General features: G+C 67.0%; 12 protein-coding genes. 9 read left to right on the top strand and 3 right to left on the bottom strand.

Annotated elements, in window-relative coordinates; all coding sequences use genetic code 11:
* The first annotated feature begins 46 nt into the window (after window positions 1–46).
* The 6 genes from hemA to OOZ48_RS06220 all read left to right on the top strand — a co-directional run bounded on the left by hemA (window position 47) and on the right by OOZ48_RS06220 (window position 5512).
* On the top strand, window positions 47–1324 hold the full coding sequence (gene hemA, locus OOZ48_RS06245) for a glutamyl-tRNA reductase (protein WP_269496633.1): 1278 nt from the start codon (window positions 47–49) through the stop codon (window positions 1322–1324).
* A gap of 89 nt (window positions 1325–1413) precedes the next feature.
* Window positions 1414–2496: a peptide chain release factor 1 gene (gene prfA / locus OOZ48_RS06240; protein WP_269496632.1), complete on the top strand. Its 1083-nt coding sequence runs from the start codon at window positions 1414–1416 to the stop codon at window positions 2494–2496.
* Window positions 2497–2503: 7 nt separating this feature from the next.
* A complete protein-coding gene (gene prmC / locus OOZ48_RS06235) occupies window positions 2504–3331 on the top strand; it encodes a peptide chain release factor N(5)-glutamine methyltransferase (RefSeq protein WP_269496631.1) in 828 nt (275 codons plus the stop codon).
* 25 nt (window positions 3332–3356) lie between these two features.
* A complete protein-coding gene (gene grxD, locus OOZ48_RS06230) occupies window positions 3357–3698 on the top strand; it encodes a Grx4 family monothiol glutaredoxin (RefSeq protein WP_269496630.1) in 342 nt (113 codons plus the stop codon).
* Window positions 3695–4288, top strand: a complete 594-nt coding sequence (locus OOZ48_RS06225) for a UbiX family flavin prenyltransferase (RefSeq protein ID WP_269496629.1) — start codon at window positions 3695–3697, stop codon at window positions 4286–4288. The genes grxD and OOZ48_RS06225 overlap by 4 nt, the downstream gene beginning before the upstream one ends.
* Before the next feature lie 15 nt (window positions 4289–4303).
* The gene (locus OOZ48_RS06220; protein WP_269496628.1) at window positions 4304–5512 is read left to right on the top strand and encodes an HD-GYP domain-containing protein; all 1209 of its coding nucleotides are present in this window, start codon (window positions 4304–4306) and stop codon (window positions 5510–5512) included.
* Here the strand turns inward: OOZ48_RS06220 and OOZ48_RS06215 are convergent.
* The 3 genes from OOZ48_RS06215 to hpaR form a co-directional block, all read right to left on the bottom strand.
* A complete protein-coding gene (locus OOZ48_RS06215) occupies window positions 5509–6732 on the bottom strand; it encodes an MFS transporter (protein ID WP_269496627.1) in 1224 nt (407 codons plus the stop codon). The two genes, OOZ48_RS06220 and OOZ48_RS06215, sit on opposite strands and share 4 nt — an antisense overlap.
* 31 nt (window positions 6733–6763) lie before the next feature.
* Window positions 6764–7948 (bottom strand): MFS transporter, encoded by a 1185-nt coding sequence (locus tag OOZ48_RS06210; protein ID WP_269496626.1) that lies wholly within the window; start codon window positions 7946–7948, stop codon window positions 6764–6766.
* Between the two features lie 139 nt (window positions 7949–8087).
* Window positions 8088–8549: a homoprotocatechuate degradation operon regulator HpaR gene (gene hpaR, locus OOZ48_RS06205; RefSeq protein WP_269496625.1), complete on the bottom strand. Its 462-nt coding sequence runs from the start codon at window positions 8547–8549 to the stop codon at window positions 8088–8090.
* Between the two features lie 284 nt (window positions 8550–8833).
* Here hpaR and OOZ48_RS06200 point away from each other — a divergent pair, with 284 nt between their 5' ends.
* The 3 genes from OOZ48_RS06200 (at window position 8834) to OOZ48_RS06190 (ending at window position 12394) form a co-directional block, all read left to right on the top strand.
* Entirely contained in the window at window positions 8834–9922 is a 1089-nt protein-coding gene (locus OOZ48_RS06200) for a TRAP transporter substrate-binding protein (protein WP_269496624.1), read from the top strand.
* A 118-nt stretch (window positions 9923–10040) separates the two neighbouring features.
* Entirely contained in the window at window positions 10041–10658 is a 618-nt protein-coding gene (locus OOZ48_RS06195; RefSeq protein ID WP_269496623.1) for a TRAP transporter small permease subunit, read from the top strand.
* 2 nt (window positions 10659–10660) lie between these two features.
* Window positions 10661–12394 carry a TRAP transporter large permease gene (locus OOZ48_RS06190; protein ID WP_269496622.1) on the top strand — a complete coding sequence of 578 codons (1734 nt, stop codon included), beginning with the start codon at window positions 10661–10663 and terminating at the stop codon, window positions 12392–12394.
* The last annotated feature ends 3 nt before the right edge of the window (window positions 12395–12397 follow it).

Genomic DNA, 12397 nt, shown 5'->3' with positions numbered 1-12397 from the left:
GGCGTTTATAATGCCGGTTGTCATTCTTGCGTAAATGTTTCCGGGCATGTCGGTCGACGTTCTCACTTTCGGGCTGAACCATGTTTCCGCGCCGGTGTCGGTGCGGGAACGCGTGTCGTTTCCGCTCGACGTGCTCAAGCCCGCGCTGGCGGGGCTGCGCTCGGCCTTCGGCAGCGCCGTGCGCGAGGCGGCCATCCTGTCGACCTGTAATCGCACCGAGGTCTACTGTGCCGCCGACCCCGGCGTCGCCGAGCGCCTGCCCGGCTGGCTGGCCGAGTTCAACCGCCTCGAGGCGGGCATCCTGATTCCCCACGTCTACCGCTACCAGCGCAACGATGCCGTGCGCCATACCTTCCGGGTCGCCAGCGGCCTGGATTCGATGGTGCTGGGCGAGCCCCAGATCCTCGGCCAGATGAAATCCGCCGTGCGCGCCGCCGAGGAGGCCGGCACGCTGGGCACCCTGTTGCACCAGTTGTTCCAGCGCACGTTCTCGGTCGCCAAGGAGGTCCGCTCGCAAACGGCCATCGGCGCCCATTCCGTGTCCATGGCCGCCGCCGCCGTGCGCCTGGCCGAACGCGTCCTGGGCGATTTGTCGCAGGCCAACGTGCTGTTCATCGGCGCGGGCGAAATGATCGAGCTCTGTGCCACGCACTTCGGCGCGGCGCGCCCGCGCCGGATGGCGGTGGCCAATCGCACGGTCGAGCGCGCCGAGGTTCTCGCGGGCCGTTTCGACGCCCGTACGCTGAAGCTATCCGAACTGCCGAACCATCTGGCGGAATACGATGTGGTGGTGTCCTGTACGGCCAGTTCCTTGCCCATCCTCGGTCTGGGGATGGTGGAACGGGCTGCGCGTGCGCGGCGCCATCGCCCCATGGTGATGGTCGACCTGGCGGTGCCGCGCGACATCGAGGCCGAGGCCGGTCGCCTGGCCGACGTCTATCTGTATACCGTCGACGACCTGGGCCGCATGGTCCAAAGCGGCGCGGATGCGCGTCGCGCGGCGGTGGTGCAGGCCGAGGCCATCATCGAGACCCGCGTCCAGAATTTCATGCACTGGCTGAGCCAGCGCGAGATCGTCCCGGCGATCATCGATTTCCAGCGCAACGTCGACGCGCTGCGCCATGCTGAACTGGACCGTGCGCGGCGCCTGCTGGCGCGCGGCGAGGATCCGCAGGCGGTGCTGGACCAGCTCGCCCACGGCCTTACCCAGAAATTCATGCACGGGCCGCTGGCGGCCCTCAATCGCAGCGAAGGCGCCGAGCGCCAGCAATTGCTGGCGCTGCTGCCGCGCCTGACGCCCGAGGCCGGCGCCCGCCGCCGGTAGCGACGCTCCCCATCTTCCGCGTCCCCCCGCCGGGGAGGGCATGCTTTTGCCGCCCGGCTCCCGAACCCGTTGTACTGGATGACCCCACGATGAAACCCTCGATGCGCAGCCGGCTGGAACAATTGGCCCACCGCCTCATTGAGATCGATGCGCTGCTGGCCGAGCCCGACAGCGCTGCCGACATGGACCGCTTCCGCAAGCTCACGCGCGAGCGCGCCGAGCTCGACCCCGTCGTCGCCGCCTTCACGGCATGGCAACGGGCCGAAACCGATCGCGAGGGCGCTCGCGAGCTCATGTCCGATCCCGAGATGAGGGACATGGCCGCCGAGGAACTGGAGGCCGCCGAGGGCCGCCTCGAGGCGCTGGAAGGCGAGTTGCAGGTCCTGCTGCTGCCGCGCGATCCGGATGACGACCGCAGCGTGTTCCTGGAAATCCGCGCCGGCACCGGCGGCGACGAGAGCGCACTGTTCGCGGGCGACCTGCTGCGGATGTACATGCGCTACGCCGAAAGCCAAGGCTGGCGGGTGGAATTCATGTCCGAGAGCGGTGCCGAGCTGGGCGGCTACAAAGAGGTCATCGTCCACGTCGAGGGCGACGGCGTCTATGGCCGACTGAAATTCGAATCGGGCGCCCACCGGGTGCAGCGTGTGCCCGAGACCGAGGCGCAGGGCCGCGTGCACACCTCGGCCTGCACCGTGGCGGTCATGCCCGAGGCCGACACGCTGGCCGACATCCAGATCAATCCCAACGACTTGCGCATCGACACTTTTCGCGCCAGCGGTGCCGGGGGCCAGCACATCAACAAGACGGATTCGGCGGTGCGCATCACCCATTTGCCCACGGGATTGGTGGTGGAGTGCCAGGACGACCGCTCGCAGCACCGGAACAGGGACAAGGCCATGCAGGTGCTGGCTGCACGCCTGAAGGACCGGCAGCAGCAGGAGGCGCACGCGCGCGAGGCGGCGCAGCGCAAGAGCCTCGTGGGCTCGGGCGACCGTTCCGAGCGCATCCGCACCTACAACTTTCCCCAGGGACGGGTGACGGACCATCGCATCAACCTCACCTTGTACAAGCTCGGCCAGATCATGGAAGGCGACCTCGAGGAACTCATCGGCGCCTTGCTGGCCGAACATCAGGCCGAGCAGCTCGCCGCCCTGGCCCTGGACGAGTGATCGCGCGATGGCGGCGACCCATACCCTGCGCGACCGGGTCGCGGCCAGTCCGCTGCCGCGGCTCGAGGCGCATATGCTGTGGCAACAGGTGCTGGGGGTGCCGCGCAGCTGGCTGATCGCCCACGACACGGATCCTCTGGATCCGGCGCACTTGGCGGCCTACGAGGCCCTCGAGGCGCGCCGCGCCGCGGGCGAGCCCATGGCCTATATCCTTGGGCGGCGCGAGTTCCTGGGCCGCGAATTCCGGGTGACCCCCGATGTGCTGATTCCCCGACCCGAGACCGAGCAACTGGTCGAGGCGGCCCTCGAGGCCGTGGCCGGGTGTGCCGCCCCGCGCGTGCTGGACCTGGGGACGGGCAGCGGGGCCGTGGCGGTCTCGGTCGCCCTGGCGCGCCCCGACGCGCGGGTGGACGCCACCGATGTCAGCCCGGCGGCGCTGGCGATCGCGGCGGAGAATGCGCGGGCTTTGGGGGCATCGCTACAGTTTTTCCACGGGAATTGGTACGATAGCCGATTGGGGTCGCCGCAATACGACCTCATCGTGTCCAATCCGCCGTACATCCACGCGCGGGACCCGCACCTGGGGCAGGGCGACCTGCGCTTCGAGCCGCCGACGGCGCTCACGGACGGGGCCGACGGCCTGTCGGCATTGCGTGCGATCATCGACGGGGCGCCGCGGTATCTGGCGCCGTCGGGCACGGTGTGTGTCGAGCACGGATGGGACCAGGCCGGCGCGGTGCGCCGGCTGTTGCGGCGTCGAGGGTTTGCCGATATTGCCAGCCTGCGGGACCTGGCAGGCATCGAGCGGGTGACCCGGGGTCGCCTGTCGTTTTAAACGTTACATTTTCTGGTGGAACACCATGAGCGAAGAAGTCCAATCCGAAGTCCAGTCATTCATCCGCGAGACGGTCACGGACAATCCGGTCGTCCTGTTCATGAAAGGCACGGCGCAGTTCCCGCAATGCGGTTTTTCGGCCCGCGCGATCCAGGTCCTCAAGGCGGTGGGCGTCACCAAGCTCGTGACGGTCAACGTGCTCGAGGACGCCGAGGTGCGCCAGGGCATCAAGGATTACGCCAATTGGCCGACGATTCCCCAGCTCTACGTCAAGGGCGAATTCATCGGCGGCACGGACATCATGTCCGAGATGTATGAAAAGGGCGAACTCGCCGAGCTCCTGAAGGAATCCGGGGCCATCGAGTGACCGACCGGCGTCGCCTGGTCGTCGGCATCAGCGGGGCCACGGGCGCGCAATACGCGATCCGCCTGCTGCAGCTCGCGCGCGAGCTCGGCACGATCGAGACTCACTTGGTGGTGTCGCCGGCCGGGGTGCTCAACATCCGCCACGAGCTGGGCATGTCGCGCCAGGCCGTCCATGCCTTGGCCGATCGCGTCTATAGCCACCGCGACGTGGGCGCGACGCTCGCCAGCGGCGGGTTCGCAACCACGGGCATGGTGATCGTGCCCTGTTCCATGCGCACCCTGGCGGCGGTGGCCCATGGCCTGTCCGACAATCTGCTGACCCGGGCGGCCGACGTGACCCTCAAGGAACGGCGGCGCCTGGTGCTGATGATCCGGGAAACGCCGCTGAATCTGGCGCACCTGCGCAACATGACTGCGGTGACCGAGATGGGCGGCGTGGTGTTTCCACCGCTGCCTGCGTTCTACATGCGGCCGCAGACCCTGGACGAAATGATCGATCATACGGTCTGCCGTGTGCTCGACCTGTTCGACATCCATGTGCCCGGCCCGCGCTGGGAAGGCATGGATGAAACCCCCGGCGCGCCGGACTGATCCCCGGATTCCACCATGCTCAAGCGAGTGCCTGTTTCGCAGCTGCGTATCGGCATGTACATCCATGAGCTGTGCGGCTCGTGGCTGGACCATTCATTCTGGCGCCAACGCTTCCTGATCCAGCAGGACAGCCACCTGTCGCGCCTGCGAGACTCCAAGCTCGAGTGGGTCTGGATCGATACGGATCGGGGCTTGGACGTCGAAGACCAGGCCCAGCCGATGGCGCGGGCCGTGGGCCGGCGCGACGGCGGCCGCGCCCAGGACGCAGACGCGGCCGGGCCGGCGGACGAGGTCCACCAGGCCTACGAGCGGGCTCGCGGGGTGCGCGATGCCTCGGGCGACGTGGTCGCGCAGATGTTCAGCGATGCCCAGCTGGGGCGCCGCCTGGACGTACAGCAGGCCGAGCGCCTGGCGCAGGACGTGGCGGGGTCCATCGACGAACATCCGGACGCGCTGCTCAGCCTGGCGCGCATCAAGCGCGCCGACCAGTACACCTACATGCATTCGGTGGCCGTGGCCGCCCTGATGGCATCCCTGGCGCGCGAGCTCGGGCATTCCGAGGAACAGGTGCGCCTGGCGGGCATGGCGGGCCTGCTGCACGACATCGGCAAGGTCGGCATCCCGGAAAAGATCCTCAACAAGCCGGGCCGCCTCACCGACGAGGAATTCGCGATCGTCAGGCGGCATCCTGTCGAGGGCGCGGCGATGCTGCGCGAGGAACCCGGCATTCCACCCGAGGTCCTGGACGTCTGCCTGCATCACCACGAACGCATCGACGGGCGGGGCTATCCGGACGGCCTGGCCGGCGAGCAGATCAGTCTGCTGGCGCGCATGGGCGCGATTTGCGACGTCTACGACGCGATCACATCGAACCGGCCCTACAAGAAAGGCTGGGATCCGGCGTTCTCGCTGGGCAAGATGGCCGAATGGACGGGCCAGTTCGATGAGGACATCCTGGCCGCCTTCGTCCGGGCGCTGGGGCGCTTTCCGGTCGGTTCCATCCTCAGCCTGACCTCCGGCGAACTGGCCGTCGTGGTCGCGCAAAACCGTGATGCACCGGACGCCCCGGTGGCCAAGGTGTTCTACTCCAATCGCCTGTGCCAATACACGGCCGAGCGCCGTATCGATCTCTCTGCTCCGGGCTGCGACATCCGGATCGTGCCGGCGGTCAAGCCGGTCGATTGGGCGCAGTCGGGCCTCAATTTGCCCAGCGTCGTCGGCTAAGCGCGCTGGCCGTCGCCCTGTGCGGGGCGGCCGATGGCCAGGACCAGAGCGATGCCCGCCAGGGCGTAGGCGCCGGTGGCCAGCCAGGTCCATTGCCAGCCGCCGGCGAGGTTCACCACCCAGGCGACCACAGGCGGTCCCGTGAACTGACCGAGGGACGAGCATTGCTGCATCCAGCCGATGGTGGTGCTGGTCGCCTGCGGCGTGGGCGCCAGGGCGATGGCGAGCACGAACAGCGTTGCCGGGATGAGGCCGCCGACGGCGGAGAACACCAGGATCGCGGCGAACTGTGCGGCGGTCGGCAAGCCGGCGCCAAAGGCGGCGAAGGCGCAGACGATCATGGTGATGAAGCCCGCCATGATCAGCCGCTGCGCGGGCAGGCCCTGGTGCAGCAGGCGTCCGGCCAGCAGGTTGCCGATGATGTTGGCCCCGGCCACCAGCGCGGTCAGCAAGCCGGCCGTCGTGCCGGCGACGCCCCCGGCGGCGTAGATGGTGGGCAGGAATCCAATGACCGTGATCCATTGCGCCGCATAAACCCCGAAGATCAACGCGATCATCCAGACGCCGCGCGAGCCCAGGGTGAGGCGCACGAGGCGCAGGGCAGGTGGCTGGCCCGACGCATTGCCGCCATGGGCGGCCGCCGCGGGCGGGTCCGCCGGCACGAGGGCCCAGGTCAGCAGCAGCATGGCGAAGGTCAATGCCCCCAGCAGGGTCCAGAGCCAGCGCCAGTCGCCCAGCGTCAGCAGCCAGGCGCCGCCGGCCAGGATGAGGACGGTGCCGATGGGCATGTAGCAGCTCCACAGGCTCATGAGGCGGCTGAGGCTTGCCGGCGGCACCAGTCGCCGGATCAGCGCGGGGGCCGGCATGACGACCATCAGGAATCCGCAGCCCTCGATGGCCCGGAACAGCAGGATCATGGCCGCGGTGCCGAAATGAGCGCCCGCCGCCGAGGCGGCCGCAAGGATCGCCAGGCCGGTCATCATGCTGCGGCGCAGGCCGATGCGCTCGGCGATCAGGCCGACCAGCAGGCCCAGCGTCATGCCGCCCAATTGCACAATGGACAGCAGGAAGCCGGATTCGACGAGGTCCAGTTGGAACTGTTCCTGCAGCGCCGGCAGCGCCGGGGGCAGCTTCCAGATGTGCAGGGCCGCGCAGACGCCCGCCAGCACCAGGCACAAGGCGGCGCGCACGGCGTAGGGGTGTTCGGTCGAGGGGGACATCAAAGCCTTTCGGTGTGCGCGCCGGTACGCCTCACGCAGTGACCTTGCGCGGCAGCCAGCGCCAGAACATATAGGCCGCCATGTAACCCAGGCCACCGATGGTCAGGATGCCGGCGGCCAGCGACAGTGCCGCCGTCAGCCCGGAGAGCAGCAGCGGCCCGCCGCCGCCGCCCAGGTCGGTGATGACGCGCCAGATGCCCAGGAATTGCGTGCGCCCTTCGTTGGGGGAGGCGTCGGCGCCGATGGTCATGATGATGCCCGAACCGATGCCGTTGCCCAGGCCCAGCAGCATGCTGACCGCCATGAGGGTCGCAAAGCCGTGGGTGAGCGGCATCAGCGCGAGGGACGTGGCCATGATCAGCATGGAGGGCAGGGCGACCCAGAGCCGGCCTTTCACGTCCATGACTTTGCCGGCGGGATAGAACAGCAGCATGTCGACGCCGCCCATGATGCCGTAGATCAGGGCGGTGGTGGTCGCGTCCAGGCCGATCTGGTCGGCCCATAGGGGGATCACGATCTGCCGGCAGGACCGCAGCGCCGACACCAGCGCCGTGGCGATGCCCAGGGTGAGGAATACGCGTGCATGGCGCCGCATCATCGGGCCCATGGCGATGTGCCGGGCGGAGGCGCGCTGCTTGCGGTCGCCCGGCAGGTCGGGAATCAGCAGCGACAGCAGGCCGGCGCCCAGGATGGCCAGGGCCGCCGCCCAATAGGCGCCGTCCAGGCCCAGCACATGGATGAAGCCGGCGGCAATGAAGGGCCCGAAGAACAAGCCGATGCGCATGGTGCCGCCCAGCGTCGACATGGCGCGCGCGCGCATCGTCAGGGGCACGGCCTCGACCAGGTACGTCTGGCGAGCCAGCAGGAACACGGCGCTGGCCATGCCGATCATGAGGACGCCGATCCCGAACAGCCAGGGCTCGTGGGCCAGCAGGCACAGGGCCAGCCCCACCAGGCTGAAGGCAGAGGCGCCCACCATGGCGCGGCGTTCGCCGAATCGGGCGGCCAGCGTGGCGGCCGGCAGATTGGCGAGCAGCGAACCGATGCCCACCAGGGCGACGATGAAGCCCGCCCATGCCGCGGAGGCGCCCAGGTCCCTGGCGCTGAGCGCCAGCACCGGGAACATCGCGCCTTCGCCCACGCCAAACAACAGCGAGGGGCCGAAGGCGGCCAGCGCGATCTTGCGCAGGCTGAAGGGAGGGTCGGGTTCCTGCACGGACAGTGGTCGGGATTCGAAGGGCTCTATTCTGGCATATCCGGCGCGGCCCCGCGGTTCCCGGCCATGGGTGTGGGCGATTGGGATGTCCGGCGCTGTGCCTGATTGCCAGATACGATTGCATGGGTGGGGCGCGGTGCTAGTATTCCGGCAGCTTGACCGAGCGGATGCGATCCAGGGGCGCATTCAGCAGGCGGTCGATCTGAAGGTAGGTCTGGTCCATCAGGTCGCGCCCGATGGCGTCCTCGATCAGGCGGTATTGCTCGTCGATCAGCGGCGCGATGCGGGCGCAGATTTCCTGGCTGCGTGGCGTGAGGCTGATGATCACCCGCCGCTGGTCGCGCGCCACCTTGCGCCGGCTGATCAGGTCCATGGCCTTCATCCGCGCCAGCACGCCGGTCATGCTGGGGCTGAGGATCTGGCACAGGTCGCAGAGCTGGTTGGGCTCCATGTCGCCATGCTGGTTCAGGTTGCGGATCACGCGCCATTGCTGCTCGGTCAGGTTGAAATGCGTCAAGATCGGGCGGAAGTGGCAGAGCAATGCCTCGCGCCCCCTGAGCAGCAGATGCGGTAGATTGCGATGCGCAAGCGGTGTCTTCATGGACGGGCTCCTGCTTGGACCATGCGGTACTTTACCGGGTTTTGCGCGACTGTTCGTTGCCGGCCGCATCCGGAACCCGGACATCCTAATCGACATCAAGTCCGTGCGGTGTTTATTCCCGCACGTTGTGGATGCCGCGCATCGACGCTTGGTCGGACGCAGTTCCTAGCGTTAATACTGATTGCCTAAATATGTGGGTGTCCTGCACTATGCACGCGCTCTCACCCGTTTACAAAACGGAAACATTTACTCAGGTTTACAAACCAAAACAGGGGCTCTCTCTCATGCAACGTCGTTCCTTCCTCAAGAAGGCCGCACTTGGTGCGGCTGCCGGTGGCGCCACCCTCGCCGCTCCAGTCTTCGCACAGGATGCGCCCACACTCCAGTGGCGCCTCGCCTCCAGCTTCCCCCGCAGCGCAGACGCCATCTATTCGGGTGGCGAACACGTCGCCAAATACGTCTCCGAGGCGACCGGCGGCAAATTCCAGATCCGCGCTTTCCCAGGCGGCGAGATCCTTCCCGCCCTGGCGGTGCTGGACGGCGTGCAGAACGGCACGGTCGAATGCGGCCATACCGCATCCTATTACTACTTCGGCAAGGACCCCTCGCTGTGCTTCGACGGCGCGGTCCCCTTCGGCCTGAACACGCGCCAGTACAACGCCTGGGTGCGCCACGCGGGCGGCCTGGACATCCTGCGCGAAATGTTCGCCAAGTTCAACATCGTGAACTTCCCCTGCGGCTACACCGGCACCCAGATGGGCGGCTGGTTCCGCAAGGAAATCAAGACCGTCGAGGACCTGCAGGGCCTGAAGTTCCGCACCGCCGCGTTCGCGGGCGCCGTGCTGACCAAGCTCGGCGTCGTGCCCCAGCAGATCGCCGGCGGCGACATCTATCCCTCGCTGGAAAAGGGCACGATCGACGCGGCTGAGTGGATCGGCCCCTATGACGACGAAAAGCTCGGCTTCCATCGCGTGGCGCCGTACTACTATTTCCCGGGCTGGTGGGAAGGCACCCTGCAGGTGTCGCTGTACGTCAACAAGGACAAGTACGAGGCCCTGCCAAAACACTACCAGGCCGTGCTCGACCAGGCGTCCGCCCTGGCGACCAACGTGATGATCGCCACCTACGACGCCGAAAACCCCAAGGCCCTCAAGCGCCTGATCGGCGAGGGCGCCAAGCTGCGCGCTTTCCCCAAGCCCGTCATGGACGCCTGCTACAAGGCCGCCCAGGACACCTACGCCGAACTCTCGGCCAAGGATGCCGGCTTCAAGAAGGTCCACGACCACTACATGGGCTTCCGCGACAGCGAAATCCCCTGGTTCCGCGTCGCCGAGGGCAGCTTCGACCAGTACATGGCTTCGGCTGCCAAATAAGCCGGCTACGTCGCCTCGGATCCCGCCATCGGGCTTCCGGTAGTGCGTGACACGCGCTTGCCCCCGACCTCGGGGGCTTGCGCGTGTCTTGTCGTTACATTTTCCAAAGACCCAGATCATGAAAGCTCTACTCGCCCTTTCGCGGGTGATTGACGAGATCAATCGCCGCGTGGGCCGGGCCGTGACTTGGTTGATCCTGCTTGCCGTGCTCGTCAGCGCCACCAACGCGACCGTGCGCAAGCTGTTCAACGTCAGTTCCAACGCCTGGCTCGAACTGCAGTGGTATTTATTCGGCGCCGTATTCCTGCTGGCCGCCGGCTACACCCTTCTCAAGAACGAGCACGTCCGCGTGGACGTGCTGGCCCAGCGGCTGTCGCGGCGCACCCAGATCAAGATCGAAATCATCGGCGTGCTGCTGTTCCTGTTCCCCGCCTGCTTCATCATCATGTGGCTGTCCTGGCCCGTGTTCATGGACGCCTTCGTCAACAACGAGCAATCCTCCAACGCCGGGGGCCTGATCCGCTGGCCGGCGAAACTGCTCATCCCCATCGGTTTTGCGTTGCTGATCGCCGCCGGCTTTTCGCACTTGGTCAAGTGCGTGGGCTTTCTGCGCGGCGAATGTCCCGATCCGACCGACACCCACAAGGGCAAATCAGCCGAGGAGCTGCTGGCCGAGGAAATCGCCCGTGAGGCCGAACAGCGCGAGGCCGGCTCGCATCACGAGACGGAGCGCTGACCATGGAAGCGCTATTTCTCGCATACATCGCGCCGATCATGTTCGGCACCCTGGTCTTTCTGCTGCTGCTGGGCTTCCCGGTGGCTTTCGCCCTGGCCGCCAACGGCGTCCTCTATGGCCTGATCGGCATCGAGATGGGCCTGCTGTCGCCGGCGCTGTTCCAGGCCCTGCCGCAGCGCGTCTTCGGCGTCATGTCCAATGAGTCCTTGCTGGCGGTGCCGTTCTTTACGTTCATGGGCCTGATCCTCGAACGGTCCGGCATGGCCGAGGACCTGCTCGAGACCGTGGGCCAGCTCTTCGGCCCGCTGCGCGGCGGCCTGGCGATCGCCGTGGTCCTGGTGGGTGCGATGCTGGCGGCCACCACAGGTGTGGTCTCGGCGTCGGTGATCTCGATGGGCCTGATCTCGCTGCCGATCATGCTGCGCTATGGCTACGACCGGCGGCTGGCCTCGGGCGTGATCGCGGCCTCGGGCACGCTGTCGCAGATCATCCCGCCCTCGCTGGTGCTCATCGTGCTGGCCGACCAGTTGGGCCGCTCGATCGGCGACATGTACAAAGGCGCGTTCCTGCCGGGCTTCGCGCTCACGGGCATGTATGTCCTGTACGTGGTGCTGGTCGCGTTCATCAAGCCCAAGGCGGCGCCGGCCATCCCGCCCGAGGCGCGCACCTTCGTGGAACGGAACGGCGGACATGGCATTCCCTCGCTGCTGGTGCTGATGGCGGTGTCGGTAGCGGCATCGGTGATCGGCGTCGAACTCATGCTGGCCGACGATCCGCACGTCGACGAGCTGATCGTCACCAGCATCCTGCTGTGGGGCCTGACCGCCTTCGTGCTGGCCCTGGTGAACAAGTATCTGCGCCTGGGCCTGCTCTCGAAGATCGCCGAACGCGTGACCTTCGTGATGATCCCGCCGCTGGCGCTGATCTTCCTCGTGCTGGGCACGATCTTCATCGGCGTGGCCACGCCCACCGAGGGCGGCGCCATGGGCGCGGTCGGCGCGCTGATCATGGCGATCAGCAAGCGGCGCCTCAACTGGTCGCTGCTGCGCCAGGCGATGGACACGACCACGACGCTGACCTGCTTCGTGGTGTTCATCCTGATCGGCTCCTCGGTGTTCAGCCTGACCTTCCGCGGCGTCAACGGCGATCTGTGGGTGGAGCACCTGCTCACCGGCCTGCCGGGCGGCGAGATGGGCTTCCTGATCGTGGTCAGCATCATGACCTTCCTGCTGGCGTTCTTCCTGGACTTCTTCGAGCTGGCCTTCATCATCGTGCCGCTGATCGGTCCCGTGGCCGACAAGATGGGGATCGACCTGATCTGGCTGGGCGTGCTGCTGGCGGTGAACATGCAGACCTCGTTCATGCATCCGCCCTTCGGCTTTGCGCTGTTCTACCTGCGCTCGGTCGCGCCCAAGGACGATTACAAGGACAAGGTCACCGGCCGGACCATCGCCAAGGTGACCACCGGCCAGATCTACTGGGGCTCGATTCCTTTCATCGTGATGCAGATCGTCATGGTGGTGCTGGTGCTGATGTATCCCGGCATCGTCACGCACTACAAGGCCGACCGTCCCCAGGTCAACATCGAGAACATCGAGATCGACATGGGGGCATTTTCGGGCTATGGCACGGGCAGCTATGGCGACGGTTCGGCGGCCGGGGCGTACGGCTCGGATGCCGGCCAGGACGCCGCCGGCACGCCCTCGGATGAGGACCTGAACAATCTGTTCAAGTAGGCG

Origin of the sequence: Castellaniella sp. S9 (genome assembly GCF_027257175.1) — a bacterium.
Classification (GTDB): Bacteria; Pseudomonadota; Gammaproteobacteria; order Burkholderiales; family Burkholderiaceae_B; genus Castellaniella.
Note: the sequence above shows the minus strand (reverse complement) of the source record. Positions and strands in the feature narration are given on the sequence as shown.

Excerpts from the sequence above, each read along its gene's own strand:
- OOZ48_RS06200 (WP_269496624.1), top strand. The coding sequence starts at position 8,834 with ATGCAACGTCGTTCCTTCCTCAAGAAGGCCGCACTTGGTGCGGCTGCC.
- OOZ48_RS06215 (WP_269496627.1), bottom strand. The coding sequence starts at position 6,732 with ATGTCCCCCTCGACCGAACACCCCTACGCCGTGCGCGCCGCCTTGTGC.
- hemA (WP_269496633.1), top strand. The coding sequence starts at position 47 with ATGTCGGTCGACGTTCTCACTTTCGGGCTGAACCATGTTTCCGCGCCG.
- prfA (WP_269496632.1), top strand. The coding sequence starts at position 1,414 with ATGAAACCCTCGATGCGCAGCCGGCTGGAACAATTGGCCCACCGCCTC.
- hpaR (WP_269496625.1), bottom strand. The coding sequence starts at position 8,549 with ATGAAGACACCGCTTGCGCATCGCAATCTACCGCATCTGCTGCTCAGG.
- OOZ48_RS06220 (WP_269496628.1), top strand. The coding sequence starts at position 4,304 with ATGCTCAAGCGAGTGCCTGTTTCGCAGCTGCGTATCGGCATGTACATC.
- prmC (WP_269496631.1), top strand. The coding sequence starts at position 2,504 with ATGGCGGCGACCCATACCCTGCGCGACCGGGTCGCGGCCAGTCCGCTG.
- grxD (WP_269496630.1), top strand. The coding sequence starts at position 3,357 with ATGAGCGAAGAAGTCCAATCCGAAGTCCAGTCATTCATCCGCGAGACG.
- OOZ48_RS06190 (WP_269496622.1), top strand. The coding sequence starts at position 10,661 with ATGGAAGCGCTATTTCTCGCATACATCGCGCCGATCATGTTCGGCACC.
- OOZ48_RS06195 (WP_269496623.1), top strand. The coding sequence starts at position 10,041 with ATGAAAGCTCTACTCGCCCTTTCGCGGGTGATTGACGAGATCAATCGC.